Raw genomic sequence first — 25,655 nt, 5'->3', positions numbered from 1 at the left:
ACGACGCCGCCCCCTCGCCCGCGCGAGGGATTGCGGTCACTCCGGGGAGTGACGCAGTGACCGCCGACGGCCCCGGCCGGCCCGGATGGGCTGACCGGGGCCGTCGGCCCCCCGTACGACCGCGCAGCTACTCGCTCGCGATCGCGTTCAGTACGTTCATCCGCCCTGCCCGGAAGGCCGGGACCAGTGCGGCGAACAGGCCCACGAAGGCCGACCCGGCGAAGACGCCGATGATCGTCGGCCAGGGGATCTCCAGCACCTTCAGGCCCTGGAGGGCGAGCAGCTGCTGCGCGGTGGCTCCCCAGCCCATGCCCAGGCCGAGGCCGAGGAGGGCGCCGAAGAGGGCGATGACCACCGACTCCAGGCGGATCATGCGGCGCAGCTGGCGGCGGGAGAGGCCGATGGCGCGCATCAGGCCGATCTCGCGGGTCCGCTCGACCACCGAGAGGGCGAGGGTGTTCACGACACCCAGGACTGCCACGATGATCGCGAGGGCGAGGAGCCCGTAGACCATGTTCAGCAGCTGGCCGACCTGGTCCTGGAGGGCCTTCTTGTAGTCGGTCTGGTTGCGCACGTCGTACTGCGGGTACTCCGCCAGGGCGGCCTTGACGGCCGCGTACGCGGCGTCGGGCTTGCCGTCGGCCTTGGCCAGCAGCATGAAGGGCAGCGGCATCCGGTCGGCCGGCACGAACTCCTGGGCCGTCGCGGTGCTGATGTACATCACGCCCTTGTCGATGTTGCCCTCGTCGGCGGTGATCGCGGCGACCTTCAGCTTCGCCGTCCGCCCCTCGGTGAAGGCGACCGTCAGCTCGTCGCCGACCTTGACGTGGTGCTCGTTCGCGTAGATCGAGCCGACGGACATCGCGCCCTTGCCGTACGCCGCCGCGTGCTCGCCGGCCACCATCTTGCGCCGTACGTCCTGGACGTAGGTGGGGTCGGTGACGCTGAGGCCGTCATCCTTGACGGAGCCGTCGGGCGCGGTGATCTTCGCCGCCACCTGCCGGTACGCGGTGACGTGGTCGAGGCCCTTGGTGGCGCGCAGCGCCTGCTCGGCCTGCGGTACGACCGGCTGCTGGGCCTGCGACTGGACGATGTAGTCCGCGCCGACCGACTTGTCGAGCTCGTCGGTGGCGGAGGCCACCATGGAGGAGCCGACCACCGAGAGGCAGGCGACCAGGGCCAGTCCGATCATCAGCGCGGCGGCGGTGGCCCCGGTGCGGCGCGGGTTGCGCAGCGCGTTGCGCTCGGCGAGGCGGCCGACGGACCCGAAGGGGCGCAGCACGACCCCGGAGAGCAGCCGGACCACGACGCCGGCGAGCAACGGGCCGATCACGATGAAGCCGATGAGGGTGAACAGCACGCCCAGGGCCAGCCAGAGCGAGCCGGGCGCGGCCTTGTCGGCGCCCGCGGCGAGGAACAGGCCCGCTCCGCCGATGCCGGTGAGGACCAGGCCCACGACGGCCCGGATGCGGCCGGCCTTCTTGTCGCCGGGGGTGCCGGCGTCGCGCAGGGCGGCCATCGGGGAGACCTTGCCGGCCCGGCGGGCCGGGATGAAGGCCGAGACGACGGTGACGATGATGCCGAGCACCAGGCCGACGACCGGCGTGGTCCAGGCGATCGTCAGGTCATCGGTGGACAGGTGCATGCCCATCTGGCCCATGAGCTTCATCAGGCCGATGGCCAGCCCCACACCGGCGCCGACGCCGAGGATCGAGCCGACGAGACCGAGCAGGAAGGCCTCGACGACCACGGACTTGAGCACCTGGCCGCTGTCGGCACCGATGGCGCGCATCAGACCGATCTCGCGGGTGCGCTGGGCGACCAGCATCGAGAAGGTGTTGAAGATCAGGAAGATGCCGACGAGGAAGGCGATCCCGGCGAAGCCGAGCATCACGTACTTCATGACGTTGAGGAAGGAGCCGACGCTCTTGCGGTTGGCGTCCGCGGCCTCCTTCGCGGTCTGCAGCTTGTACGTGTCCGCGCCGACGGCCTTCGCGATGTTCTGCTTCAGCTGGTCGTCACTGACCCCGTCCTTGGCGGTGACGTTGACGTGCGTGAAGAGGCCGGGGGCGCCGAGCAGCTTCTCCTGCGCGGTCGCGGTGTCGAAGTAGACGATCGCGGCACCCGGGTTGGTCACGGTGAACGTGGCGATACCGCTGATCCGGGCGCGGATGTCGCCGGTGACGGCGATGGTGCGCAGCTCGTCGCCCAGCTTCAGGTGGTGCTTCTCGGCGGTGTCTGCGTCGACCATCGTCTCGGTCGGGCCGCGCGGGGCCCGGCCGGAGGTGATCTTCATCGACTTGAGCTCGTTGTCGCTCCAGTTGCCCGCGATGGTCGGGGCACCGGTCGTCGAGCCCATGTTCTCGTTCTTGGCGTTGACCACCGTGACGGACAGGGAGACGACGCCGCCCTCGGCGCCCTTGACGCCGTCGGCCTTCTTGACCTGCTCGACGGCCGAGGCGGGCAGCACCTCGGGCTTGCCGCGGTCCGGGACGTCCTCGCCGCTCCCGGCCGCCTTCGGGGTGACCGTGACGTCGGAGTTGGTGACGGCGAACAGCTTGTCGAAAGTGGTGTTCATGGTGTCCGTGAACACCAGGGTGCCGCAGACGAACGCGACGGAGAGCATGACGGCGACGGCGGAGAGGGCCATCCGCCCCTTGTGCGCGACGAAGTTGCGCCGCGAGGTCTTCAGGACGGTGTTGCTCACGAGGTCCGCCCGCGCGCGTCGAAGTCCTTCATGCGGTCGAGGACCTGGTCGGCGGTGGGCCCGTACATCTCGTCCACGATCCGGCCGTCGGCCAGGAAGATCACGCGGTCCGCGTACGAGGCGGCCACCGGGTCGTGCGTGACCATCACGATGGTCTGGCCGAGCTCGTCCACCGAGCGGCGCAGGAAGCCGAGGACCTCGGCGCCGGCCCGGGAGTCCAGGTTTCCGGTGGGTTCGTCGCCGAAGATGATCTGCGGGCGGGCCGCGAGGGCGCGGGCGACGGCCACGCGCTGCTGCTGGCCGCCGGAGAGCTCGGTCGGGCGGTGCTTGAGGCGACCGGCGAGGCCGACGGTCTCCACGACCCGGTTCAGCCACTCGGCGTCGGGCTTGCGGCCCGCTATGTCCATGGGGAGCGTGATGTTCTCCAGGGCGTTGAGCGTCGGCAGCAGGTTGAACGCCTGGAAGATGAAGCCGATCCGGTCGCGGCGCAGCTGCGTGAGCTTCTTGTCCTTCAGGCCGGTGATCTCGGTGTCGTCCAGGTGGATCTGCCCGCTGGTCACCGTGTCGAGACCGGCGAGGCAGTGCATCAGCGTGGACTTGCCGGAGCCGGAGGGGCCCATGATCGCCGTGAACTGGCCGCGCTTGATGTCCACGTCCACGTCGTCGAGGGCGACCACGCGGGTCTCCCCGGAGCCGTAGGCCTTGACGACCTTGCGTGCCCGGGCCGCGACGGCTTCATGCCCTCCAGTACCCCCGTGCCTGGTTTCGGTCATAGCCGTTGTCACGGTGCTTCCCCTCGTTCGTTGCGTTGCTGCGCGTGTGGCCGGTTCCGGCGAGCCGGCCGGATCCTGCGTGTGGTGCCGTCGTGAAGTCTGCGGGGCGGAGGCGGCCGGCGCGCTGGTGCCCATCGCCGTATCCACCGGGGGGTTAACCCCACCCCCGCTCGTATGAACCAGTTAAGGACCTCCCGGGGCCGTCTTCCTCCTCCGCCGGGACGAAAGGCCCCTGGACCCTTGTGAGGAGCAACCCCTAGGGGTTCTCCACCCTTTGGGGGATCAGCTCTGGGGGATACCGCCGGATACGCCGTGATGAGAGGGTGTTCCCCGCAGGTACGTGCACGGTGAAAGGATCTTGGTGGGCGCGGAGGAGAGCACGGGAGAGCGCACCGGGGACGCCGCCGGAGCGGGAGCCGGGGCGGGAGCCGGGGCCCCGGCGGCACCCGGGAGCGGCACCCGGCAGCCACGCACCGCGCTCGTCGCCGCCCTCATGCTGAGCATGGCCCTCGTCGCCGTCGACAACGCCATCGTCTCCACCGCCGTCCCCCAGATCGTCGGCGACCTCGGCGGGTTCTCCGTCTTCTCCTGGCTCTTCGCCGGCTACCTGCTCGCCATCACCGTCACCCTCCCCGTCTACGGGAAGCTCTCCGACACCCTCGGCCGCAAGCCCGTCCTGCTCTTCGGCATAGCCCTGTTCATCGTCGGCTCGCTGCTGTGCGCGCTCGCCTGGAACATGGCCGCCCTCATCGCCTTCCGCATCGTCCAGGGGCTGGGCGGCGGCGCCCTCCAGGGCACCGTGCAGACCCTGGCCGCCGACCTGTACCCGCTCAAGGACCGCCCGCGGATCCAGGCCAGGATGTCCTCCGTCTGGGCCGTCTCCGCCGTGGCCGGCCCCGCGCTCGGCGGACTCATCGCCTCGTACGCCGACTGGCGCTGGATCTTCCTCATCAACCTGCCGCTGGGCGGCCTCGCCCTGTGGATGCTCGCCCGCCACCTCGTCGAGCCCGTACGGTCCCCCGGGCGCCGCGGCCCGATCGACTGGGCGGGCGCCCTCGGCGTCTTCGCCTGCGGCGGACTGCTGCTCTTCGCGCTGGTGCAGGGCGGGGTCGCCTGGCCCTGGCTGTCCGCGCCCTCCCTCGGGCTGCTGGGCGCGAGCGCGGTGCTGGCGGCCGTGGTCGTCAGGATCGAACGCCGGGCCGAGGAACCGATTCTCCCCGGATGGGTCTGGCGCCGGCGCACCATCGCCGCCGTGAACCTGGCCCTCGGCGCACTCGGCGTGCTCATGGTCGCCCCGATGGTCTTCGTGCCGACGTACGCCCAGTCGGTCCTCGGCCTCGGACCCACGAGCGCCGGGCTCGTCATGTCCGCGATGACCCTCACCTGGCCCTTGTCCGCCGCCTTCAGCCAGCACGTCTACCGGCGCATCGGCTTCCGCAACTCCGCCGCCGTCGGGATCTCGCTGGCCGCCGTGATCCTGTTCTCGTTCACGCTCCTGCCGTATCCCGCCCGGCCCTGGCAGCCCACGCTGATCATGCTGCTGCTGGGCGCCGCCCTCGGCCTCTTCCAGCTGCCGCTGATCATCGGGGTCCAGTCCACCGTGGGCTGGTCCGAGCGGGGTACGGCGACGGCCTCGGTGCTGTTCTGCCGCCAGGTCGGCCAAAGTCTCGGGGCCGCCCTGCTCGGGGCCGTCGCCAACGCGACCATCGCCGCCCGGCTGGCCGACGCCCCGATGCCCGGACTGCCGGACCACCTCGACGACGTCTCCAAGGCCCTCGACCGGCCCGGGCTGCTCCCGCAGGCCGCCGCCGACTACCTGCGCGCGTCGGTGGCCGCCGCCGTGGACCACATCTTCCTCGGCGCGACCGCCGCCGCCGTGGCGGCCCTGCTGGTCCTGCTCCTGGTGGCTCCGCGGCGGTTCCCGATACTGGCGGAGCATCAGGAGAAGTAGCGGCGCGCCCGGCTTCCGCTTGTCATGACCCCGGTCAACGGAGTACACCTCGAAGTCCGAATCCGAGATCCGTTCCGGGGGGACGACATGGTTTCCGCACTCTTCGCACTGGCCTTACTTGCCGCCGTGGCCGGGCCGATCGGCCTGCGGCTGCGCCGCAGGCCGGGCTTCGTCACGGGCCGCGACGGCCGGCTCTCCACCTCCACCACCCTGGCGCTGGCCTGGACGGTGATCCTGGTCTGGCTCCTGCTCACGATCCTCGCGTACGGGCTCACGGCCGGCGGCGGCGCCGACTGGTTCGCCGGGGAGCACGGCCCGCTGTCCTCGCTGACCACCGTGTACCTGCCGCTGCTCGGGGGCCCGTACGTGGCCCTGATCGCGGCGAAGACGGTCGTCGGCATCCGCCTCGAGAACGGCAGCATGGCCAAACCCGCCCCCAAGCCGACGGACTCCGGGAAGCGGCCGCTGCGCGAGCTGATCGCGAACGACAGCGGGCGCACCGACCTGGTGGACCTCCAGTACGTGGCGCTGAGCGCGGTCACGATGCTGTACGTGGTGCTGTTCTTCCTCTCCGACGTGGGCGGCGGGCTCCCCCACCTCCCCGCCGAGATCTGGGCGCTGACGGGCGCACCGGCCGGGGCGTACCTGGTGAACAAGATGGCCACGCGCGCGAACCCGGTGATCACGGACGTGGCGGTGCGGGACGCCGCCCTGGTGGTGGAGGGCGGCGGCTTCGGCCCCGAAGCCCGGGTGGAGCTCGACTCCACCGCCCTGGCGACCGGGTACGACCCGGCGACGGGCACCCTGACGGCGCAGCTGCCGGCCGCCGCGCCCCCCGCCTTCACGGTGGTGGTCACCTCCCGCGGCCTGCGCAGCGACCCGTACCGCCACGCACCGGCGGCTGCGGGCTCGGGACCGGCTCCGGCTCCGGCTCCGGCTCCGGCTCCGGCCCAGCGGGCGGCGGGCTAGTACGCCCGCGTCGGGGGCGGGTCAGGTCAGATCAGGTCAGGTCAGGTCAGGTCAGGTCAGGTCAGGTCAGGTCAGGTCACGGGAGCTTCGCGAGGAACTCCCCGATCAGCGGGGCGATCTCCGCGAGGTGGGTCTCCAGTGCGAAGTGCCCCGCCCCCTCGAAGACGTGCACCTCGGCATCCGGCGCATCGCGCAGGTACGCCTTCGCCCCCGCCGGGGTGAAGAACGGGTCCCCCTCGCCCCAGACGACCAGGACCGGCACCCGGGCGGCGCGCAGCCAGGCCTGCCAGGCGGGGTAGTGGGCGAAGTTCGACGCGTAGTCGAAGGCCAGGTCGGCCTGCGCGTCGGCGCGCCCCGGCAGCCCGAGGTAGTGCACGTCGAGCGTCCGGCCGTCCGGGGAGATCAGGCTCGTGTCGGCGACGCCGGTCTCGTACTGGAAGCGGGTGCCCTCCGGGGTGAACAGCCCCCGCACGCGCTCCTCGTCGCCCGGCGTCTCCCGCCGCAGTCCGGCGAACTCGCGGGCCGCGTCGGAGAGTCCCTCCTCGTACGCGTTGCCGTTCTGCACGATCAGGCCCGTCACCCGTTCGGGCCGCCGCGCGGCGAGCCGCAGCCCGACGGGGGCGCCGAAGTCGAAGACGTACAGCGCGAAACGGTCCAGTCCGAGGGCGTCGGTGAAGCCCTCCACGATGTCGGCGAGCCGGTCGAAGGTGTACGTGAACCCGTCCGGGGCCTCGGTCCGGCCGAAGCCGGGGTAGTCGGGGGCGATCAGCCGGTACGGGGTGTCGCCGAGCGCGTCCATCAGCCGGGCGAACTGGTGCGACGAGGTGGGGAATCCGTGCAGGAGCAGCAGGACCGGGCCGTCGGCGGGGCCGCTCTCGCGGTAGGCGACGCGGACCCCGTGCACCTCGGCGGTGCGGTGGTGGACGAGCTGCATCACATGCCTCCAATGGCTTGGTTTCCATTAGTCTCACCGGAGATCACTAATGGGTCAAGTGCTTCACGTACCATTAGACCCATGATGTTTCCGCTCACCGGAGAGCCCCTCGCCCTGGACCTCCTCAACACCCGGCCCGCCGGCGCAGGCGACCTGATCGCCGGCCCGGAGGGACTCGCGGCCTGGCTGGCCGTCCAGGAAGGCCGGCTCGGGCCGGCCGGGAAGGTGGGCCCGGCCGAGGTGGCAGCCGTGCACGCCGTACGGGAGGCGGCCGGCGCGGCACTCACGGCCGCACGGCGCGGCGAGCAGCCCCCGGCCGGTGCGCTGCACGCGCTGAACGAGGCCTCGGCGGGCGCCCCGGCCCACCGCGCGCTCGCGTGGACACCGGACACCGGCCTGACGGCCGCCCCGCACCGCACGGGCACCCCGGCCCGGCGGCTCGCGGCGCAGCTGGCGGACGCGGCGGCCGACCTCCTGACGGACCCCCGGGTGCAGGACGTACGGGAGTGCGAGGGGGCCGACTGCGTGCTGCTGTTCCTGCCGGCGCACCCGAGGCGGCGCTGGTGCGTGGCCTCGACCTGCGGCAACCGCGCCAGGGTCGCCCGCTACTACGCCCGCCACACATCCTGACCGGGCGGCCGGGGCCGGGCACCGGGGCCAGGCTCAGGACGCAGGGCTCAGGCCCTGCCCCGGGATCCGCCCCGCCGGGTCAGCCCTCCGCCGGGGCGCGGCCCGTCAGGGCGGCAAGGCTCGAGCGCACATGGTTCATGTGCGCCCGCATCTCGTCCTGCGCCTCCGCGTGCTCCCGCAGGATCCGGTCCGTCTCACGGCTGGTGCGCTCCTCCCGTACCCGGGCCTCCGCCAGCAGCTCCGCGGCCCGCGCCTCCGCGTCCTCCTGCCCGTGCCGCGCCGACTCCTCCGCCTCCGCGTAACCGCGCCGCGCCTCCGCCAGCCGGCCCTCCGCGTACTGCTCGAGCTCCGCCTGGCGCGCCTCCAGATCGGCCTCCCGGGCCGCCAGCTCCCGGTCCGCCGCGTCCCACCGCTCCACGTGCTCCTGCTCGCGGTCCGCCAGCAGCGCATCCGACCGGCGCCGCATCTCCGCCAGCGCCGTCTGCGCCTGCGAGCGCCACTCCGCCGCATCGTCCCTGGCCTCCGCCCGGACCGCGTCGGCCTCCCGCCCCGCCTGCAGCAGCCCCTGCCGCGCCCGGACCTCCGTCTGCTCGCGCACCGCGTCCGCGTCCTGCCGTGCCAGCTCCGCCACCCGGTCGGCGTACGCCTCGGCCGCGCCCGTCGCGTCCACCGCGTCCGCCCGCGCGTCCCGGCGCACGGCGTCCGCCTCCTCCTCCACCAGCAGCAGGATCCGCCGGGCCCGCTCGCTCAGCTCGTCGTACGTCTGCGGGGCCAGCTCCGCCACCGCCTCGCGCAGCCGCCCCGCCTCCGCCTCCATCCGCTTCGCCAGGACGGTCAGCCGCGCCACCCGCTCCCACGCCTCGTCCCGGCTGCCGGAGAGCCGGGCGAGATACCGGTCGACCTCTTCCGTGCGGTAGCCGCGACCTCGTACGGTCGCGAAACCCGGTCCGTGAGGTGACATGGGTGCAGTCATCCTGGAAGCGCCTCTCTCGGGGGGATTCCTGTCAAGGATGCGCCATTTGCTCTCAGAAGCCGGAATGGCCGGGCCGAGACCCTGTACGAGGGTCCCGGCCCGGCCACTCAACTGATCATCCGATCAGAGCAATCCGTCCCACATCTGCTCCAACAGCACCGACCACCAGCTCTCCGGCGACGCCAGCGCCGCACTGTCGAGCCCGGCCAGATTCGTCTGGAAATCGGCGGTCCAGTGCCCCGCCTGCTCCGGCGTCAGATGCTGGCGCAGACGCCACATGTGACCCAGCATCGCCAGCGAACGCGCGAACTGCGGCAGGCTCGAATTCACGAACTGCGGCGGCACCGGCGCACCGCCCGGACCGGCCTCAACCGGAACCGCCACTATGTGCGCCGTCCCGTACTGCACACACAGCGCCTTGCCGAAGTCACTGCCCACGACCAGGTACGAACCCGCATCCGACGCCGGCTGCACCTGCCGTTGCGCGGCCAGCTCCGCCAGCGTCGGCACCGGCTGGCCCGGCACCGCCTGCGCCCAGAAGAACGGCCCGAAGTCCGTCGGCAGACCCGCCCACACCAGCGTCTGCGCCACGATCTCCGGCACACCCTGGCGGGACACCGCCCGCTGGTCGAAGCGGAACACACCCTGCGGACCGAACGCCCCGGCCAGCTCCGCGCCGATGGCGTCCAGCGGAATCGCCGGCTGGAGCGGCACCTGCTGCAGCGGCGCGCGTACCGGCGCGGGGCGCGCCGGGCCGTCCGCCACCTGGTGCAGCTCACCCTGATGGGTCAGCAGATGCCGCATGCCCTGCTGACGGCCCGCATGGTCCTTGCCGTACGGGGCCACGCTCGTGATCCGGACCTGCGGCCAGGTCTCCCGGATCATCCGCGCGCAGTAACCGCCGGGCAGCTCGCACGACTCCAGCTCGGTGTGCAGTTCCAGCACCTGCTGCGGAGGCACGTTCATCGCACGCAGCTCGTGCAGGATCTGCCACTCCGGGTGCGGCGTACCCGGAGCGGAACGGCGGATGAGCTGCTGCTCGGAGCCGTCGGGCGCACGGTAGCGGAGCACCGCCTGGTAGCCCGGGCCGACCGTGGGCACACCGGCGGGCGCCGGGGGCTGCGCCGCGGGACCGCCCTGCGGCTGGGCGGGCGGGCCGGGAGGCGCGGGCGGCCGGCCCGTGACGGCCGGACCGGCCAGCATCGTCGCGGCATGGTCGAGCCCGCCCCCGGGGGCACCGGGAGCACCGGGAGCCCCCGGCGGACCGGGAGGCTGGGGTACGCCGGGACCCGCGAGCATGGTGGCGGCCTGATGGGCCGAGCCACCGGGGGCCCCGGGCGGACCGGGAGGCGCAGGCGGCTGACCGGCACCGGGCGCCCCGGGCGGGCCGGGAGGCGCAGGCTGACCCGTCACGGCCGGACCGGCCAGCATCGTCGCGGCATGATCCAGCCCACGCCCCAGCGAACCCGGAGCACCGGGCGGACCGGGAGGCGCAGGCGGCTGACCCGCACCGGGAGCACCGGGCGCCCCGGGCGGACCCGGAGGGGCAGGCTGACCCGTCACGGCCGGACCGGCCAGCATCGTCGCGGCATGATCCAGCCCACGCCCCAGCGAACCCGGAGCACCGGGCGGACCGGGAGGCGCAGGCGGCTGACCGGCACCGGGAGCACCGGGCGCCCCGGGCGGGCCGGGAGGCGCAGGCTGACCCGTCACGGCCGGACCGGCCAGCATCGTCGCGGCATGATCCAGCCCGCCGCCAGGCGCACCGGGAGCGCCGGGGGTGCCGGGAGCGCCGGGCGCCCCAGGCGGACCGGGCGGCGTCACCGGCTGCGCGCCCGGCCGGGAGACCTGGGCCTTGCTCGTCGGCGCATCGGCGATGGACCCGGAATCCGGGCCCGCGTCGGCCCCGAGGCGCAGCGCCGGCGCGATCGCCGTCTTCGGGAGCTGGCTGCCCCCGGCCATCAGGGTGGTCTTCGCCTCCGAGGCCCCGCCGGACGGCGGCGCCATGTCCTCCAGGTCCGACCCCGACAGCGGCGGCGCGAACACCGTCGCGGGCAGCGGCACGGACACGTCGTCCGCACCCGGGTTCACATCGGTCCCGGCCCACGGCGTGGCCCCGACGGGCACCCCGTCGTTGGCCGTCGGCTCGTACGGCACCTCGCGGCGCAGCGGCACCGCCTCCACCGGCCCGGGCGCGGACGCCTGAACGGGTTCCGGCGCAGGCGCCGGAACCGGAGCTGCCGGAATCGCAGACTCCGCAGCAGGGCCGGCGGCAGGGGCCGGCGCCGGCGGAATCCCCGCCCGGTCCGCCGCCTCCTGCAGCCACTCCGGCGGACTCAGCATGAACGAGGTCTGCTCCGAGTCGATCCGCGGCGAGGGCACCGACGCCTCCGCCACCGGCGCGGCCGCAGCCCCGTACTCCTCCTCGTACCGGCGGATCACCTCACCCACCGGCAGCCCGGGCCACAGCGTCACCTCACCGCTGTCCCGCGCGATGACCAGCCTCTGCCGGCCGCCACCGGACACCGGACCGGCCGCGCGGTCCTCCGCCCACACCACGAACCCGAGCCCGAACTCCCGTACGCGCACCTCCCGGTGCTGGTACGCGGGCACGTCCCCGTTGATCCACTCCTCGGCGCGCTCCTGCGCCTGCGCAAACGTCACCATCGCGCCGTCACCCCTCCACCGGTGCCGCACCCGGCCCGGCAACCGACCCGGACACGGGAACCGAGCGTGCGAATCCGCCGTCCACCATCAGACCGGCCACCGTCTCCAACTCCGGCGGGTTCCCCGCCAACCGCTCGAGGAAGGCATCGAAATCGGCACCGCACGGCAGCAACAACCGCTCCACGCGCTCCTGCACCGACCAGCCGTCCCGGTCGCGGGCGTCGTCGTACGGAGAGAACCACACCGAGCCGATCGCCTCGCCCTTCACCTTCACCGCGAGCAGACCCCCCTGGACGAAGGCCACGCACAGGTAGTCCTTCGTCAGGTGGTCCCGCAGACACTTGTTGACGTAGACGAGATCGTTGACCGCCGCCTCCTCACGCACCGTGAAGAAGGGCTGGTCCACCAGCAGACCGAGCTCCACGTCGAGCCCCACGCCCACCGGCGCACAGCCGCCCGCAGCCTTCAGGAACGCGCGGTACGCCTCCGGCAGCCGGTAGCCGAGGTCCTCCTCGACGCCCTGCACCGCCTCCTCGGACACCGACACCACCGACTTCGGCAGCCCCAGGTGCACCGGACGCACCTCCTGCAACGGCCGCGTCCCACGCTTCCCGTGGTCGACCGGTGCCGTCGCCAGCCCCGCGTGATGCCGCAGCAGCGCCTTCACCTCGACCGGGACCAGCTCCATCCGCCGCGTCTTCGCCACGTGGTGCCAGGTCCAGCCGTGCGGGGTCGCCACCGGTCCGACGGTGTCCCACAGCGCATGGCCGGCCGCACGCATCGCCGCGTTCGCGGACACGCAGTCCGTCAGCCGCAGCTCGTCCACCCCGAAGCCCTCCGGCGGCTCGGCGATCTCCACCGCCGCACGCGCATACGGGGAGAGGTCGGGATGTCCGTCCCCATCAATCCGCACACCGTGGGGATGCCGAGCGGCCCGGACCGGGTCCGGGAAATGCACGACCTGCCCCGAGTAAGCGGCGTTGGGTGGCGCGGCCTGCTGCCCGAGCCGACCTGTCGTCATGGCGGTAGCCCCCTGCTGGATCTGGCTGGTTCACCACAGCCTATGTGCTCCGGCAAGAGCGTCACCCGCCCGCAACCCCCGCGCCCGCGCGAGGGCCAGGAACATCCGAATTGATACGAATATTCGACCCCGCTTCCACACGACAGGTGACATTTGACAGGCTGTCCCCTCAGCACGGGGGCGTGCGCGACAGCGGCCACCACCGCCGCCACGGGAGGGAAGACGCGACCATGCAGAACACCGCCACACGCACAGACACGGCCGACGGCGCCTCAGGAACGGGCGAACAGGCCGCACAGGACGGACAGACGGCCGGACCCACGGGCGGTCCGGCCGGCGACCCGCGCCTGCGCTGGAGCAGCAGCGACGGCCGGCCCACCGCCCCCGTCCTGCGCTTCCGCCGCGACGGCATCCTCCCCACCGTCGCCGCAGCCCTCTCCGTACGCGGCGAAACCCTCACCGGCACCGCCGGCAAGGCCGACCAGCCACCCGCGCTCCACCCCCTCGTCCAGGACTTCCTCGACACCCTCACCAGCGGCCAGCGGGAACGCTTCACCGGCCGCTGCCCCGAGGCGATCCTGCTCTCCCGCCACCTCACCGCCACCGAAGGCGCCCGCAGCCGCCGCGCCTCCCGCAAACCCCTCACCGCGAACGAAGCCCGCCGCTCCCTCAAACACTCCAAGATCACCGCCCGCCACATCCGCGAAGACGGCGACCCGCTCCACGGCAGCTACGCACCCCCCTGCCGCTCCTGCGAAGCCCTCCTCGCCCACTTCGGCGTACGCGCCGTCGACCTCACCCCCGCGTCAGAGAAGGCCTGACCCCCGACACCATGACCACCTCCTCCGCCTCCTACGACCGCTCCTCGGCCACCCGCTTCCCCGCCGCCGTGGACACCGCCCTGCGCACCGCCGGCTGGGAGCCCGGCCGCTGGGACATCAAGCAGGCCGAGTTCTGGGCCGACGCCCTCCGGGACCACACCACCCCCGCCGGACACCGACACACCGTCTTCCCGGCCGCCGTCGAGGCCTGGGCCGAATTCGGCGGGCTCACCGTCACCGCCCCCGGCACGGGCCGCCAGATAGCGCCCGTCCCCGTGCGCCTGAACCCCCTCACCGGACTCCACCTCGCACGCACCTTCGCCGACCTCGGCCGCGCCCTCTCCACCGAGCTCTGCCCCCTCGGCGTCGACGCCGACGCCGGCTCCCACCTCGCCATCGACCGCGAAGGCCGCGTCTACGGCATCGACCACACCGGCGACTGGTACCTCGGCGGCGCCGTGGACGAAGCCCTGACCCTCCTCCTGACCGGCCTGCAACCCACCCGCCTCACAACGGCCCACTGACCCCCGCCCTGCCCGGGGCCCGGCCACGGAACGGGCGGCCGCCCCAGGGGCGGGCCTACGCCTGCCTCGCGCCGCCCGGCAGGACCGCCGACACCTTGAAGCCACCCTCGTCCGTCGGGCCGGACACGAACACCCCGCCCAGCCCGAGCACCCGCTCACGCATCCCGACCAGCCCGTTCCCGCCACTCGGCAGCCCCGGCTGCACCACGTCCGCCCCACACGGCCCGTTCTCCACCTGCATGGCCACCTCGCCCTCCCGGTGAGCCAGCCGCACCACGACCCGCGCGCCCGGCGCATGCTTGTGGCAGTTGGTCAGCGCCTCCTGCACCACCCGGTACGCCGTCTGCTCCACCTCCGCCGGATACCCCGCCCCCGCACCCCGGACATCCAGCTCCACGACCATCCCGGCCGCCCGCGACTGCCCGACCAACGCCTCCAGCTCACCCAGCGAGGGCCCGGGCCCGTCCTCGAGACCCCCCACCAGCGCAGCCACCGGCACCACCGCAGGGGCCCGCTTCGGCGACTCGGCCGCCCGCAGCACCCCCAACATCTCCCGCAGCTCCGTCAAGGCCTGCCGCCCCATGTCACCCACGAGCGCCGCATTCTTCGCCGCCCGCGCCGGATCCTTGGCCGCCACCGCCTCCAGCGCCGCCGCATGCACCACCATCAGCGACACCCGGTGCGCCACCACGTCGTGCATCTCCCGCGCGATCCGCGTCCGCTCCTCCGTACGGGCCCACTCGGCCCGCTCCTCCGCCCGGTCCGCGAGCAGCGACAGCTCCCGCTCCAGCGAGTCCGCCCGCTCCTGCAGGCTCTCCATCAGCCGCCGCCGCGCCCCTATGTACAGGCCCAGCAGCACCGGCGGCACGGTCAGCGCCACCGCCACGAACACCGACAGCACGATGACGAGCGAACGCGAGGCCCCCTGGTCCCCGCTGGTCCGCACGTACATCACCACGAAGGTCGCGGCCAGCGACAGCGAGGCCAGCGTCGCGGTGATCCGCCGCGGCACCTCGCAGGCGGCCAGCGTGTACAGCCCCACCACCCCGAGCAGGAACCCCATCGCGGCCGGCGACACGGCGATCCCCACCAGCACCACCGCGATCGGCCAGCGCCGGCGCAGCACGAGCGTGGACCCCACCAGGAGCCCGAACAGCACCCCGACCGCCACCGGCACCCCGGCCTCGCGCGCGAAGGGCACCCCCTCGACGGCGCACTCGACGGCGGACACCGCCGCCAGCCCCACATCGAGCACGGCCCCCCGCCGCCGCTCCCACCACAACGGCCCGTCGCGCCCGGCCCCGCCCTGCTCTTCCCCCGAAATGGTCATGCCGTCCAGCGTACGCAGGACCCCCAGCACACAGGCGAACGGAATTCCGGCGAACCCCGAGCATTCGCACGTCCGACTGAATCGTCCGCTCAGCGAGACCTGAATCCCGCATTCCGGACGACATTGGCGACATGACCGAAATCCGACGTCGCCCCGGCGACGGCACAGGCGGCCTCCGCACGGGCGCCGCGACCTTCGAGGACCTCCGCGAACAGGCGGTGGCCCTGCGCCGCGAAGGCCTCAGCCGCCGCCAGATCCGCGACCGCCTGGCCGTCCACAACAACGACATCCTGGGCCGCCTGTTGGACGGCGAACCGGCCCCCGAATGGACGAAGCGCCCCAACGCGAAGGACGACCTCCGCGACCGCGCCCGCGAACTCCGCCTCCAGGGCATGACCTACGACCAGATCCAGGTCGAGCTGGGCTGCTCGAAGAGCTCGATCTCCCTCTGGGTCCGCGACCTCCCGAGGCCGGCTCCGAAACGGACCCCTGGCGAGCAGGCGACGCTCGCCTCCCGTAAGCGCTGGGAACGGGAGCACGCGGTCCGGGACAAGCAGCGGACGGACGCAAAATCCGCAGCGCGCTCCGAGATCGGGAAACTCGACGACAAGGAGCTCTTCGCCGCAGGAGTCGCCCTGTATTGGGCGGAAGGAGCCAAGGACAAGTCGTACGACCGCCGAGAGAAGGTGCATTTCATCAACAGTGACCCGGGGGTCATCCGGGTGTTCATCGCCTGGCTCGATCTCATCGGCGTCGAGCGGGAGCGCATCCGCTATCGCGTGGCGATCCACGAATCGGCCGACGTGGCCGCGGCCGAGCTGTACTGGGCCGACCTCGTAGGCGTGGACGTGGCACTGTTCGCCAAGACCACCCTCAAGCGGCACAACCCCAAGACGACCCGCAAGAACGTCGGAGAGAACTATCGCGGCTGCTTGATTCTGTACGTCAGCCAAAGCGCCGACCTTTACCGTCGCATCGAGGGCTGGTGGTGCGGCATAGTAGATGCCGTCGACTCGACCGACGAAGATCAATGTCCGGTTTAGTCCAAAATAGTCCCCTGTGGTGTAATTGGCAGCACTGAGGCTTTTGGTGCCTTATGTCCGGGTTCGAGTCCTGGCGGGGGAGCTTTACAGGTTCGGGTCCTGCACCGGTCGGTCGGGGCCCGCCCTCGTTTGGGGCCCGTAACGCCCCGGTATCCTTCACGGGTCCACCACCCGAAGCCGAAGGGCACACCCGTGAGCGCCAACCGCCCGGCAGCCGTCGTCGTACTCGCAGCGGGTGAAGGCACCCGCATGAAGTCGGCCACTCCCAAGGTTCTGCACGAGATCTGCGGGCGCTCGCTCGTGGGCCACGTCGTCGCCGCCTCGCGCGAGCTGGACCCCGCACACCTCGTGGTCGTCGTCGGCCACGCCCGCGAGCAGGTCACCGCGCACCTCGCCGAGATCGACGCCGGCGTCCGCACCGCCGTCCAGTACGAGCAGAACGGCACCGGGCACGCCGTCCGCATGGCCCTCGAAGAGCTCGGCGGGACCGTCGACGGGACCGTCATCGTCGTCTGCGGCGACACGCCCCTGCTCACCGGGGAGACGCTGCAGCAGCTCGCGGCCACGCACGAGGCCGACGGCAACGCCGTCACCGTGCTCACCGCCGAGGTGCCGGACTCCACCGGTTACGGCCGCATCGTCCGGGACGGCGCCGGGGCCGTCACCGCCATCGTCGAGCACAAGGACGCCACCGACTCCCAGCGCGCGATCCGGGAGATCAACTCCGGGGTCTTCGCCTTCGACGGGGCCCTGCTCGCGGACGCCCTCGGCAAGGTGCGTACGGACAACAGCCAGGGCGAGGAGTACCTCACCGACGTCCTCGGCATCCTGCGCGAGGCGGGTCACCGTGTCGGCGCGGCGGTCGGCGCCGACCACCGCCAGATCCTGGGGATCAACAACCGCGTGCAGCTCGCCGAGGCCCGCGCGCTGCTGAACGCGCGTCTGCTGGAGCAGGCGATGCTCGCGGGCGTGACGGTGGTCGACCCGGCGAGCACGTTCGTGGACGTGACGGTGACGTTCGGGCAGGACGCGCTGATCCACCCGGGTACGCAGCTGCTCGGCGCGACGCATGTCGCCGAGGGGGCCGAGGTCGGTCCGAACACGCGGCTCAAGGACACGCAGGTGGGTGCGCGGGCGCGGGTGGACAACACGGTGGCGGACACGGCGGTGATCGGCGAGTCGGCGTCCGTCGGCCCGTACGCGTACCTGCGTCCCGGTACGAACCTGGGCGTGAAGGCGAAGGCCGGTACCTACGTCGAGATGAAGAACGCGACGATCGGTGAGGGCACGAAGGTGCCGCACCTGTCGTACGTGGGTGACGCGACGATCGGCGAGTACACGAACATCGGCGCGGCGAGCGTGTTCGTGAACTACGACGGTGAGCACAAGCACCACACCACGGTCGGCTCACATTGCAAGACGGGCTCGGACAACATGTTTGTGGCGCCCGTCACCATCGGGGACGGCGCGTACACGGCTGCCGGATCGGTGATCACGAAGGATGTGCCGCCGGGTGCGCTGGCGGTGGCCCGTGGCCAGCAGCGGAATATCGAGGGCTGGGTGGCTCGTAAGCGTCCGGGCAGCGCTGCGGCGACGGCGGCCCAGTCGGCGGTCCAGGAGGACTCCGACCCCCGTTGAGGCCTCGTTGAGGTGAACTGACCGGAAACAGGTACGCCCTGGACGGCGTACCGTGATAGGTGCACGCAATTCGGCTGGCTCACCGTGTGCGGGACGGACGCACACGGGGGCGAGCAGCTTTCAACACGTCTGAGGAGACTGTGCTGTGACCGGGATCAAGACGACCGGCGAGAAGAAGCTGATGCTCTTCTCCGGCCGCGCCCACCCCGAGCTGGCCGAGGAGGTTGCGCATCAGCTGGGCGTTGCCCTCGTGCCGACCAAGGCTTTCGACTTCGCGAACGGTGAGATCTACGTCCGCTTCCAGGAGTCGGCTCGTGGCGCGGACTGCTTCCTGATCCAGAGCCACACGGCTCCGATCAACAAGTGGATCATGGAGCAGCTGATCATGATCGACGCGCTGAAGCGCGCGTCGGCTCGCTCCATCACCGTGATCATCCCGTCCTACGGGTACGCCCGCCAGGACAAGAAGCACAAGGGCCGCGAGCCGATCTCGGCCCGCCTGGTCGCCGATCTGCTGAAGACCGCCGGTGCGGACCGCATCCTGACGGTCGACCTGCACACGGACCAGATCCAGGGCTTCTTCGACGGCCCGGTGGACCACCTTTCGGCGCTGCCGGTCCTCGCGGACTACGTGGGCGCGAAGGTGGACCGCACCAAGCTGACGATCGTCTCCCCGGACGCCGGCCGCGTGCGCGTCGCCGACCGCTGGTGCGACCGCCTGGATGCGCCGCTGGCGATCGTGCACAAGCGCCGTGACAAGGACGTCGCGAACCAGGTGACGGTCCACGAGGTCGTCGGTGAGGTCCGGGGCCGCGTCTGTGTCCTGGTCGACGACATGATCGACACGGGTGGCACGATCTGCGCCGCTGCCGATGCGCTGTTCGCGCACGGTGCGGAGGACGTGATCGTGACGGCCACGCACGGCATCCTGTCGGGGCCGGCTGCGGACCGTCTGAAGAACTCGAAGGTCAGCGAGTTCATCTTCACGAACACCCTGCCGGACCCGTCCGACCTGGAGCTCGACAAGATCACCGTCCTGTCGATCGCCCCGATGGTCGCGCGTGCGGTGCGCGAGGTCTTCGAGGACGGTTCGGTCACGAGCCTGTTCGAAGAGCAGCAGTAACCACCGGTCAAAAGATCCTTTTGGGTGCGGCCTCCGCGCCGGGTAGACTCTACGAGTTGCTCGGCGAGGGAGGCCGCACCTTTTGGTGTCGGCGCTCCGTTATCGACGCGCTCTTCGTAGCAGGCCGTTCAGGCCGGGTGACCGTTGTCCCTTTCCGTCACCCCACGAGGAGTGCGCATGTCCGAGGTCAAGATTTCCGCCCAGCTCCGCAACACCTTCGGCAAGGGCTCTGCCCGCCAGGCCCGTCGCGACGCCATGGTTCCCGGCGTCATCTACGGCCACGGCAACGAGCCGAAGCACGTCAACGTCGAGGGCCACGCCCTGGCGCTGGCGCTGCGTACCCCGAACGTCCTGCTCTCCCTGGACATCGCGGGCGAAGGTACCGAGCTGGTCATCCCGAAGGCCGTGCAGAAGCACCCCCTGAAGCGCTCGATCTCCCACGTCGACTTCCTGATCGTCAAGAAGGGCGAGAAGGTCACCGTCGAGGTCGCCGTCGTCACCGAGGGCGAGCTGGCCGCCGGCAACAACATGCTGGAGACCCTCCTCAACACGATCACGGTCGAGGCCGAGGCCACCCACATCCCGACCGAGGTCACCGTCTCCATCGCGGGCCTCGAGGCCGGTGCCTCCATCCACGCCAAGGACCTGGTCCTGCCGGCCGGCACCACGCTGGCCGTCGACGGTGACACCGCCGTCCTGCAGGTCGTCGCCCCGCAGGCCGAGGAGCCGGCCGCCGAGGCCGCCACCGAGGGCGCCGAGGCCTGAGCCTCGCTTTCCCACCTCAGCACTTGCTGAACGACCGCCGTCCGGCTCCACTGGGAGCGGGACGGCGGTCGTCCTCGTTAAGGAGCATGGATGTCGGACGACGCGGCGCCGTGGCTGATCGTCGGCCTCGGTAACCCCGGGGCGGAGTACGCGGGCAACCGCCACAACATCGGGTTCATGGTGGTGGACCTGCTGGCCGAGCGGATGCGCGGGAAGTTCAAGGCGCACAAGGCGCGGGCGCAGGTGGTGGAGGGCCGGATGGGTCCTCCGGGGCCGGCGAACCGCCGGGTGGTGCTGGCGAAGCCCATGTCGTTCATGAATCTGTCGGGCGGGCCGGTGACGGCGCTGCGTGACTTCTACAAGGTGCCGGTGGACCGGATCGTGGCGGTCCATGACGAGCTGGACATCGACTATCCGACGCTGCGGCTGAAGCTGGGCGGCGGGGACAACGGGCACAACGGCCTGAAGTCGATGACGAAGTCGATGGGGGCGGAGTACCACCGGGTGCGGTGCGGTATCGGCCGTCCGCCGGGCCGGATGCAGGTCGCGGACTTCGTGCTGAAGGACTTCTCGTCGACGGAGCGCAAGGAGCTGGACTGGTTCGTGGACCGGGCCGCGGACTCCGTGGAGTGCCTGATCGCGGAGGGCCTGGAGCGGGCCCAGTCCGCGTACAACTCCTGACGGGCTACAGCAGCTCGTCGACCCGGGTCAGGTCGATCTCCATGCGGAAGGGGACGTCGGTCGTGACCACGCCCCGCTGGGCACCCGTGTGCGCGAGGCCGGGGCCAGTGCTGTCCCATGGTGCGATCCTCGTCGCTGCCGGCTGCGGCGGAGCCCGGTATCCGCCTCCGTCATCACAAAGGGTGACGGACACGGATACCGGCGCGCGGTGTCAGCCGGTGTTGCGCAGGCCTGCGGCGACACCGTTGACGGTGAGCAGCAGGGCTCGGGCGAGCAGCGGGTCGGGGTCTTCGCCGCGGGCCGCGGCCGCGCGCTGACGGGCGAGCAGCGAGACCTGGAGGTAGGAGATCGGGTCCAGGTAGGCGTCGCGGACGGCGAAGGTCTGCTGGAGCACCGGGTTGGAGTCCAGGAGCTTCTGGCCGCCGGTGATGCGCAGGACCTCGCGGACGGTGAGCTCGTGCTCGGCTTCGATGCGGGCGAAGACGTGCTTGAGGTCGTCGGGTACGAGGGTGTCGACGTAGTGGCGGGCGATCCGCAGGTCCGTCTTGGCCAGCGTCATCTCGACGTTGGAGAGGAAGTTGCGGAAGAAGTGCCAGCGCTCGCCCATCTCGGCGAGGGCGCCTTCGCCGCCGGCTTCGCGCAGGGCCTTGAGGCCGGAGCCGACGCCGTACCAGCCGGGGACGATCTGGCGGGACTGGGTCCAGCCGAAGACCCAGGGGATGGCGCGCAGGCCGTCGAGGCCGGCGCCGGAGTCGGGGCGGCGTGAGGGCCGGGAGCCGAGGTGGAGGTCGGCGAGCTGGTCGACGGGGGTGGCGGCGAAGAAGTACGACGGCAGGTCCGGGTCCTCGACGAGTTCGCGGTACGCGGTGTGTGCGGCGTCGGAGACGGTGTCCATGGCCGCGTCCCAGCGGGCGAGGGCGTCCTCGGACTGGCGGGGGGCGGTGTGCAGGGCGGAGGCCTGCAGGGTCGCCGCGACGGTCAGTTCGAGGTTCTCGCGGGCCAGGGACGGTACGAGGTACTTGTCGGAGATGACCTCGCCCTGCTCGGTGACCTTGATCTCGCCTTCGAGGGTGCCCCAGGGCTGCGCGAGGATCGCGTCGTGGGAGGGGCCGCCGCCGCGGCCGACGGTGCCGCCGCGGCCGTGGAAGAGGCGCAGGCGCACCCCGTAGCGGTGGGCGACGTCGCGCAGGCGGCGCTGGGCGCGGTGGATCTCCCACTGGCTGGTGGTGATGCCGCCGAACTTGCTGGAGTCGGAGTAGCCGAGCATGACCTCCTGGACGTCGCCGCGCAGGGAGACGAGGCGCCGGTAGGAGGGGTCGGCGAGCATGGCGTCGAGGATGACGTCGGCGGCCTTGAGCTCGTCGGTGGTCTCCAGGAGCGGGACGATGCCGATCTTGGCCCAGCCGGCGTGGAGGTCGACGAGGCCGGCTTCGCGGGCCAGCACCGCGGCGGCGAAGACGTCGTCGGCGCCCTGGCACATCGAGATGATGTAGGACTCGATGACTTCGGGGCCGAACTTCTCGAAGGCGTCCTTGATGGCGGAGAAGACGCCGAGGGTCTTCTGGCCGGCGGCGTCGAGCGGCGCCGGGGTGGGCGCCAGCGGGCGGCGGGAGCGCAGCTCCTTGGCGAGGAGCTTCTGCCGGTAGTCGCGCGGCATGTCGGCGTAGCGCCACGACTCCTCGCCGAGGCGGTCGAAGAGCTGGCCGAGGGCGTGGTGGTGGGCGTCGGCGTGTTCGCGGACGTCCATGGTGGCGAGCTGGAGGCCGAAGGCGGCCAGCGTGCGGATGGTGCGGTCCATGCGGCCGTCGGCGAAGAGCGCGCCGCGGTGTTCGCGCAGGGAGGTCTGGATGAGGGTGAGGTCGGTGAGGAGCTCGGCGGTGCCGAGGTAGTCGCGGCCTTCCTCGTGGGCGGTGCCCTTGGCGAGGCGTTCGCGGGTGTTGACGAGCTTCTGGCGGATGCAGGTGGCCTTGAGGCGGTACGGCTCCTCGGCGTTCAGCCGCTTGTAGCGCGGGCTGATCTCGGGGAGGCGTTCGAGGTCGGCCTGGAGGGAGGAGAGGAGTTCCTCGGTGGCGCCGGTGTAGCGGATGGAGTTCGACAGCAGTCCGCGCAGGAAGTCGACGAGTTCGAGGGCGTCGGTGATGCCGTGCTCGTGCTGGAGGATCAGTACGTCGCGGGTGACGTCGGGGGTGACGTTGGGGTTGCCGTCGCGGTCACCGCCGATCCAGGTGCCGAACGTGAGGGGGCGGGTGCCTGCGGGCAGCTCGACGCCGACGCGCTGGAGTTCCGCGGCGAGGTCCTCGAGTACGTCCCCTACGGCGCCGGCGTGCAGCTCGTCGAGGTAGTAGATGGCGTTGCGGGCCTCGTCGGCGGGTTCGGGGCGCACGACGCGGAGCTCGTCGGTCTGCCAGACGAGGTCGATGTTCTCGGCGAGCCGCAGGTCGTGGCGGCGGCGCTCGCCGGCGCCGGAGACGGGCTCTTCGAGGAGGGCGGCGATGCGGCGCAGCTTGTTGAGGACGCTGCGGCGGGCTGCCTCGGTGGGGTGTGCGGTGAAGACGGGTCGGACGTTGAGGTTCCGGACCGTCTCGCGCAGGTGTTCGGGGTCGGCGTCCTTGAGCATGTCGGCGGTGCGGGCGAGGAGCCCGCCTTCGGCGGCTCGGTGGGCGCGCAGTTCCTTGCCGCGGTGTACCTGTTCGGTGACGTTGGCCAGGTGGAAGTAGGTGGAGAAGGCCCGTACGAGCTTGGCGGCGGTCTCCAGGTCGGTGTCGCCGAGCAGTGCGGCGGCGGCTTCGCCGTCGGTGCGCGTCAGGGCGCGCACTTGTTCGACGAGGTCGAGGAGGTCTTGGCCTTCCTGGCGGACGAGGGTCTCGCCGAGGAGGTCACCGAGGCGGCGGATGTCCGCCCGCAGCTCTGCGTTGGCGGCGACGGCGGTGGCCTGGGCCTTGGCCGGGGTGGAGGAGGCCTGGTCAGCACTGCTCACAGGTGCGGCTCCTTGCAGTGTTCGAGCGCTACTGGGAGGTGGGCTCCGGGGTGCGCGGGGGTGTGCGTCCCGGAATTCCTCCCCAGCCATGGCTGGGAGGGGCCCCGGGGGTCTCCCCCACCTGATGCGCAGCTCGGCTGCCCGTGCGGACCGCGCTGTCCGACGACACCAGGATAGGTGTCATCGGCTCGCGCCCCGCTAAACGTCTCACCAGGCGGCGCGCGGGGCGGGGCGGGCGCCGTCTCGAGCGCCCCGGGCCCGGCCGTGCTCCCCTTGCCCCGGGCTGTGGCTTTGCCATACTTACGATGCCGTAGGTTACGCGTCCGTAGCCGGGGCAGCCGCCCAGGGCGCCTGCCGATTCCTCACCCCCCAGGGGACCCTCATGACCACCAGTCCCGAGCTGATCGAGGACGCCTCGGCGGCCTCCGATTCCGATTCCCCCGCGCCCTCCGCGACCCTCGGAGGCGAGAGCAAACGGTCCGTCGAGCAGATCGCGCTGCTGCTGTTCATCGTCGTTCCCTTCCTGGCGCTGCTGGCGGCGATTCCGCTGGTCTGGGGCTGGGGGGTGAGCTGGCTGGATCTCGGCCTGATGGTGTTCATGTACTTCCTGGCCTGCCACGGGATCACCATCGGCTTCCACCGGTACTTCACGCACGGTTCCTTCAAGGCGAAGCGGCCGCTGCGGATCGCGCTGGCCGTGATGGGTTCGATGGCGGTGGAGGGGCCGCTGGTGCGCTGGGTGGCCGACCACCGCAAGCACCACAAGTTCTCCGACCACGAGGGCGACCCGCATTCGCCGTGGCGGTTCGGGGAGACGGTCCCGGCGCTGATGAAGGGGCTGTGGTGGGCGCACATCGGGTGGCTCTTCGACGAGGAGCAGACCAATCAGCAGAAGTACGCCCCTGACCTGGTCAAGGACCCGGCGATCCGGCGGATCTCGCGTGACTTCGTCCTGTGGACGATCGTCTCGCTGGCGATCCCGCCGCTGGTCGGCGGCCTGGTGACGATGTCGTGGTGGGGTGCGTTCACTGCGTTCTTCTGGGGCTCCCTCGTGCGCGTGGCGCTGCTGCACCACGTGACGTGGTCGATCAATTCGATCTGCCACGCGGTGGGCAAGCGCCCGTTCAAGTCGCGGGACCGCTCCGGCAATGTGTGGTGGCTGGCGGTGCTCTCGTGCGGGGAGTCCTGGCACAACCTGCACCACGCGGACCCGACGTCGGCCCGGCACGGCGTACTGCGCGGCCAGGTCGACTCCAGTGCCCGGCTGATCCGCTGGTTCGAGCTGGCGGGCTGGGCGACGGACGTGCGCTGGCCGTCCAAGGACCGCGTCGATGCCCGGCGCAGGGAAAACGCGTCGAACGCGGCATGATGGGGGACGTGGCGATCGACGGCAGCAGTTCCAGCAGCGACAAGCCCCGGCGCGGCCGCCGGGTCCGGATGACGGGCGCCGAACGGCGTCAGCAACTGCTGGACATCGGCCGCGCCTTGTTCGCCGAGAAGGGCTTCGAAGGCACGTCGGTGGAGGAGATCGCGGCGAAGGCCGGGGTGTCCAAGCCGGTGGTGTACGAGCACTTCGGGGGCAAGGAGGGCCTGTACGCGGTCGTCGTGGACCGGGAGATGCGCCAGCTGCTGGACGGGGTGACGGGCGCGCTGACGGCCGGGCATCCGCGGGAGCTGCTGGAGCAGGCCGCGTTCGCGCTGCTGGACTACATCGAGTCGTACACGGACGGCTTCCGGATCCTCGTCCGGGACTCCCCGGTCGCCCAGTCGACGGGTACGTTCGCCTCGCTGATCAGCGACATCGCCACGCAGGTCGAGGACATCCTGGGGCTGGAGTTCAAGGCGCGCGGGTTCGACCCGAAGCTGGCCCCGCTGTACGCGCAGGCGCTGGTCGGGATGGTCGCGCTGACCGGGCAGTGGTGGCTGGACGTGCGCCGGCCGAAGAAGGCGGAGGTCGCGGCGCACCTGGTCAACCTGGCCTGGCACGGGCTGGACGGCCTGGAGTCGAAGCCGCGGCTGGTGGGCCACCGCAAGAGCTGAGCCCGCGGCGGCGGTGTGTTCGACGCGACGGCGCCCCGTCACCGGCTCTCCGGTGCCGGGGCGCCGTCGCGTTGCACAGCGCTGTCGC

Annotated in this window: 21 protein-coding genes and 1 tRNA gene; 13 read left to right on the top strand and 9 right to left on the bottom strand. The window is 71.8% G+C overall.

The annotated features are described in order from the left end of the window. Positions 1 to 127: 127 nt before the first annotated feature. Positions 128 to 2,650, bottom strand: coding sequence for an ABC transporter permease (locus OHT74_RS23345; protein WP_328623375.1), 2,523 nt, complete (start codon positions 2,648 to 2,650; stop codon positions 128 to 130). 53 nt (positions 2,651 to 2,703) lie between these two features. Then, on the bottom strand, positions 2,704 to 3,480 hold the full coding sequence (locus tag OHT74_RS23340; protein ID WP_443047479.1) for an ABC transporter ATP-binding protein: 777 nt from the start codon (positions 3,478 to 3,480) through the stop codon (positions 2,704 to 2,706). A 361-nt stretch (positions 3,481 to 3,841) separates the two neighbouring features. Between OHT74_RS23340 and OHT74_RS23335 the strand changes: the two genes are divergently transcribed. Together OHT74_RS23335 and OHT74_RS23330 are read left to right on the top strand one after the other, a co-directional pair. Continuing rightward, positions 3,842 to 5,431 carry an MFS transporter gene (locus OHT74_RS23335; protein ID WP_328621287.1) on the top strand — a complete coding sequence of 530 codons (1,590 nt, stop codon included), beginning with the start codon at positions 3,842 to 3,844 and terminating at the stop codon, positions 5,429 to 5,431. A gap of 87 nt (positions 5,432 to 5,518) precedes the next feature. Continuing rightward, positions 5,519 to 6,400 carry a hypothetical protein gene (locus OHT74_RS23330; RefSeq protein ID WP_266666366.1) on the top strand — a complete coding sequence of 294 codons (882 nt, stop codon included), beginning with the start codon at positions 5,519 to 5,521 and terminating at the stop codon, positions 6,398 to 6,400. A 76-nt stretch (positions 6,401 to 6,476) separates the two neighbouring features. On the opposite strand, the gene OHT74_RS23325 is transcribed toward OHT74_RS23330, so the two are convergent. Then, on the bottom strand, positions 6,477 to 7,334 hold the full coding sequence (locus OHT74_RS23325) for an alpha/beta fold hydrolase (protein ID WP_328621286.1): 858 nt from the start codon (positions 7,332 to 7,334) through the stop codon (positions 6,477 to 6,479). 81 nt (positions 7,335 to 7,415) lie between these two features. On the opposite strand from OHT74_RS23325, the gene OHT74_RS23320 reads away from it, so the two are divergent. Beyond that, complete coding sequence (locus OHT74_RS23320) at positions 7,416 to 7,964, top strand: CGNR zinc finger domain-containing protein (protein WP_328621285.1); 549 nt, start codon at positions 7,416 to 7,418, stop codon at positions 7,962 to 7,964. Positions 7,965 to 8,043: 79 nt separating this feature from the next. Here the strand turns inward: OHT74_RS23320 and OHT74_RS23315 are convergent, their stop codons facing one another. From OHT74_RS23315 to OHT74_RS23305, 3 genes are all read right to left on the bottom strand, one after another. Continuing rightward, complete coding sequence (locus OHT74_RS23315; RefSeq protein ID WP_328621284.1) at positions 8,044 to 8,925, bottom strand: cellulose-binding protein; 882 nt, start codon at positions 8,923 to 8,925, stop codon at positions 8,044 to 8,046. Positions 8,926 to 9,060: 135 nt separating this feature from the next. Continuing rightward, positions 9,061 to 11,604 (bottom strand): SUKH-4 family immunity protein, encoded by a 2,544-nt coding sequence (locus OHT74_RS23310; RefSeq protein WP_328621283.1) that lies wholly within the window; start codon positions 11,602 to 11,604, stop codon positions 9,061 to 9,063. Between the two features lie 7 nt (positions 11,605 to 11,611). Further along, positions 11,612 to 12,625: an SMI1/KNR4 family protein gene (locus OHT74_RS23305; RefSeq protein ID WP_328621282.1), complete on the bottom strand. Its 1,014-nt coding sequence runs from the start codon at positions 12,623 to 12,625 to the stop codon at positions 11,612 to 11,614. A 230-nt stretch (positions 12,626 to 12,855) separates the two neighbouring features. Here OHT74_RS23305 and OHT74_RS23300 point away from each other — a divergent pair, with 230 nt between their 5' ends. Together OHT74_RS23300 and OHT74_RS23295 are read left to right on the top strand one after the other, a co-directional pair. Next, on the top strand, positions 12,856 to 13,446 hold the full coding sequence (locus OHT74_RS23300; RefSeq protein WP_328621281.1) for a YwqJ-related putative deaminase: 591 nt from the start codon (positions 12,856 to 12,858) through the stop codon (positions 13,444 to 13,446). Positions 13,447 to 13,457: 11 nt separating this feature from the next. Continuing rightward, positions 13,458 to 13,970: an SUKH-3 domain-containing protein gene (locus OHT74_RS23295; RefSeq protein WP_328621280.1), complete on the top strand. Its 513-nt coding sequence runs from the start codon at positions 13,458 to 13,460 to the stop codon at positions 13,968 to 13,970. A gap of 55 nt (positions 13,971 to 14,025) precedes the next feature. Here OHT74_RS23295 and OHT74_RS23290 read toward each other — a convergent pair whose 3' ends face one another. Further along, positions 14,026 to 15,300: a sensor histidine kinase gene (locus OHT74_RS23290; RefSeq protein ID WP_328621279.1), complete on the bottom strand. Its 1,275-nt coding sequence runs from the start codon at positions 15,298 to 15,300 to the stop codon at positions 14,026 to 14,028. A 131-nt stretch (positions 15,301 to 15,431) separates the two neighbouring features. On the opposite strand from OHT74_RS23290, the gene OHT74_RS23285 reads away from it, so the two are divergent. From OHT74_RS23285 to pth, 6 genes are all read left to right on the top strand, one after another. After that, entirely contained in the window at positions 15,432 to 16,343 is a 912-nt protein-coding gene (locus OHT74_RS23285) for a hypothetical protein (protein WP_328621278.1), read from the top strand. 10 nt (positions 16,344 to 16,353) lie between these two features. Next, positions 16,354 to 16,425: transfer RNA gene (locus tag OHT74_RS23280), tRNA-Gln, on the top strand. Between the two features lie 110 nt (positions 16,426 to 16,535). Then, entirely contained in the window at positions 16,536 to 17,981 is a 1,446-nt protein-coding gene (glmU, locus tag OHT74_RS23275) for a bifunctional UDP-N-acetylglucosamine diphosphorylase/glucosamine-1-phosphate N-acetyltransferase GlmU (RefSeq protein WP_266666357.1), read from the top strand. A gap of 145 nt (positions 17,982 to 18,126) precedes the next feature. Next, positions 18,127 to 19,104 (top strand): ribose-phosphate diphosphokinase, encoded by a 978-nt coding sequence (locus tag OHT74_RS23270; protein ID WP_030297029.1) that lies wholly within the window; start codon positions 18,127 to 18,129, stop codon positions 19,102 to 19,104. Positions 19,105 to 19,281: 177 nt separating this feature from the next. Then, positions 19,282 to 19,869, top strand: a complete 588-nt coding sequence (locus OHT74_RS23265) for a 50S ribosomal protein L25/general stress protein Ctc (RefSeq protein ID WP_328621277.1) — start codon at positions 19,282 to 19,284, stop codon at positions 19,867 to 19,869. A 90-nt stretch (positions 19,870 to 19,959) separates the two neighbouring features. Next, a complete protein-coding gene (gene pth / locus OHT74_RS23260; RefSeq protein WP_266666353.1) occupies positions 19,960 to 20,550 on the top strand; it encodes an aminoacyl-tRNA hydrolase in 591 nt (196 codons plus the stop codon). A 4-nt stretch (positions 20,551 to 20,554) separates the two neighbouring features. On the opposite strand, the gene OHT74_RS23255 is transcribed toward pth, so the two are convergent. Both OHT74_RS23255 and ppc read right to left on the bottom strand, forming a co-directional pair. Next, on the bottom strand, positions 20,555 to 20,743 hold the full coding sequence (locus OHT74_RS23255) for a hypothetical protein (RefSeq protein WP_328621276.1): 189 nt from the start codon (positions 20,741 to 20,743) through the stop codon (positions 20,555 to 20,557). Between the two features lie 18 nt (positions 20,744 to 20,761). Then, positions 20,762 to 23,527 carry a phosphoenolpyruvate carboxylase gene (gene ppc / locus OHT74_RS23250; RefSeq protein WP_266666349.1) on the bottom strand — a complete coding sequence of 922 codons (2,766 nt, stop codon included), beginning with the start codon at positions 23,525 to 23,527 and terminating at the stop codon, positions 20,762 to 20,764. A gap of 382 nt (positions 23,528 to 23,909) precedes the next feature. On the opposite strand from ppc, the gene OHT74_RS23245 reads away from it, so the two are divergent. Then, positions 23,910 to 24,896, top strand: a complete 987-nt coding sequence (locus OHT74_RS23245) for an acyl-CoA desaturase (protein WP_266666347.1) — start codon at positions 23,910 to 23,912, stop codon at positions 24,894 to 24,896. After that, entirely contained in the window at positions 24,893 to 25,567 is a 675-nt protein-coding gene (locus tag OHT74_RS23240; RefSeq protein ID WP_030297040.1) for a TetR/AcrR family transcriptional regulator, read from the top strand. The genes OHT74_RS23245 and OHT74_RS23240 overlap by 4 nt, the downstream gene beginning before the upstream one ends. Positions 25,568 to 25,655: the final 88 nt, after the last annotated feature.

Origin of the sequence: Streptomyces sp. NBC_00354 (genome assembly GCF_036106915.1) — a bacterium.
Classification (GTDB): domain Bacteria; phylum Actinomycetota; class Actinomycetes; order Streptomycetales; family Streptomycetaceae; genus Streptomyces.
Note: the sequence above shows the minus strand (reverse complement) of the source record. Positions and strands in the feature narration are given on the sequence as shown.

Coding starts and splice junctions, on each gene's coding strand:
- OHT74_RS23310 (WP_328621283.1), bottom strand. CDS start 11,604: ATGGTGACGTTTGCGCAGGCGCAGGAGCGCGCCGAGGAGTGGATCAAC.
- OHT74_RS23340 (WP_443047479.1), bottom strand. CDS start 3,480: ATGACCGAAACCAGGCACGGGGGTACTGGAGGGCATGAAGCCGTCGCG.
- OHT74_RS23265 (WP_328621277.1), top strand. CDS start 19,282: ATGTCCGAGGTCAAGATTTCCGCCCAGCTCCGCAACACCTTCGGCAAG.
- OHT74_RS23245 (WP_266666347.1), top strand. CDS start 23,910: ATGACCACCAGTCCCGAGCTGATCGAGGACGCCTCGGCGGCCTCCGAT.
- OHT74_RS23325 (WP_328621286.1), bottom strand. CDS start 7,334: ATGCAGCTCGTCCACCACCGCACCGCCGAGGTGCACGGGGTCCGCGTC.
- OHT74_RS23295 (WP_328621280.1), top strand. CDS start 13,458: ATGACCACCTCCTCCGCCTCCTACGACCGCTCCTCGGCCACCCGCTTC.
- pth (WP_266666353.1), top strand. CDS start 19,960: ATGTCGGACGACGCGGCGCCGTGGCTGATCGTCGGCCTCGGTAACCCC.
- OHT74_RS23240 (WP_030297040.1), top strand. CDS start 24,893: ATGATGGGGGACGTGGCGATCGACGGCAGCAGTTCCAGCAGCGACAAG.
- OHT74_RS23330 (WP_266666366.1), top strand. CDS start 5,519: ATGGTTTCCGCACTCTTCGCACTGGCCTTACTTGCCGCCGTGGCCGGG.
- OHT74_RS23305 (WP_328621282.1), bottom strand. CDS start 12,625: ATGACGACAGGTCGGCTCGGGCAGCAGGCCGCGCCACCCAACGCCGCT.
- OHT74_RS23320 (WP_328621285.1), top strand. CDS start 7,416: ATGATGTTTCCGCTCACCGGAGAGCCCCTCGCCCTGGACCTCCTCAAC.
- OHT74_RS23290 (WP_328621279.1), bottom strand. CDS start 15,300: ATGACCATTTCGGGGGAAGAGCAGGGCGGGGCCGGGCGCGACGGGCCG.
- OHT74_RS23300 (WP_328621281.1), top strand. CDS start 12,856: ATGCAGAACACCGCCACACGCACAGACACGGCCGACGGCGCCTCAGGA.
- OHT74_RS23345 (WP_328623375.1), bottom strand. CDS start 2,650: ATGGCCCTCTCCGCCGTCGCCGTCATGCTCTCCGTCGCGTTCGTCTGC.
- OHT74_RS23315 (WP_328621284.1), bottom strand. CDS start 8,925: ATGTCACCTCACGGACCGGGTTTCGCGACCGTACGAGGTCGCGGCTAC.
- OHT74_RS23285 (WP_328621278.1), top strand. CDS start 15,432: ATGACCGAAATCCGACGTCGCCCCGGCGACGGCACAGGCGGCCTCCGC.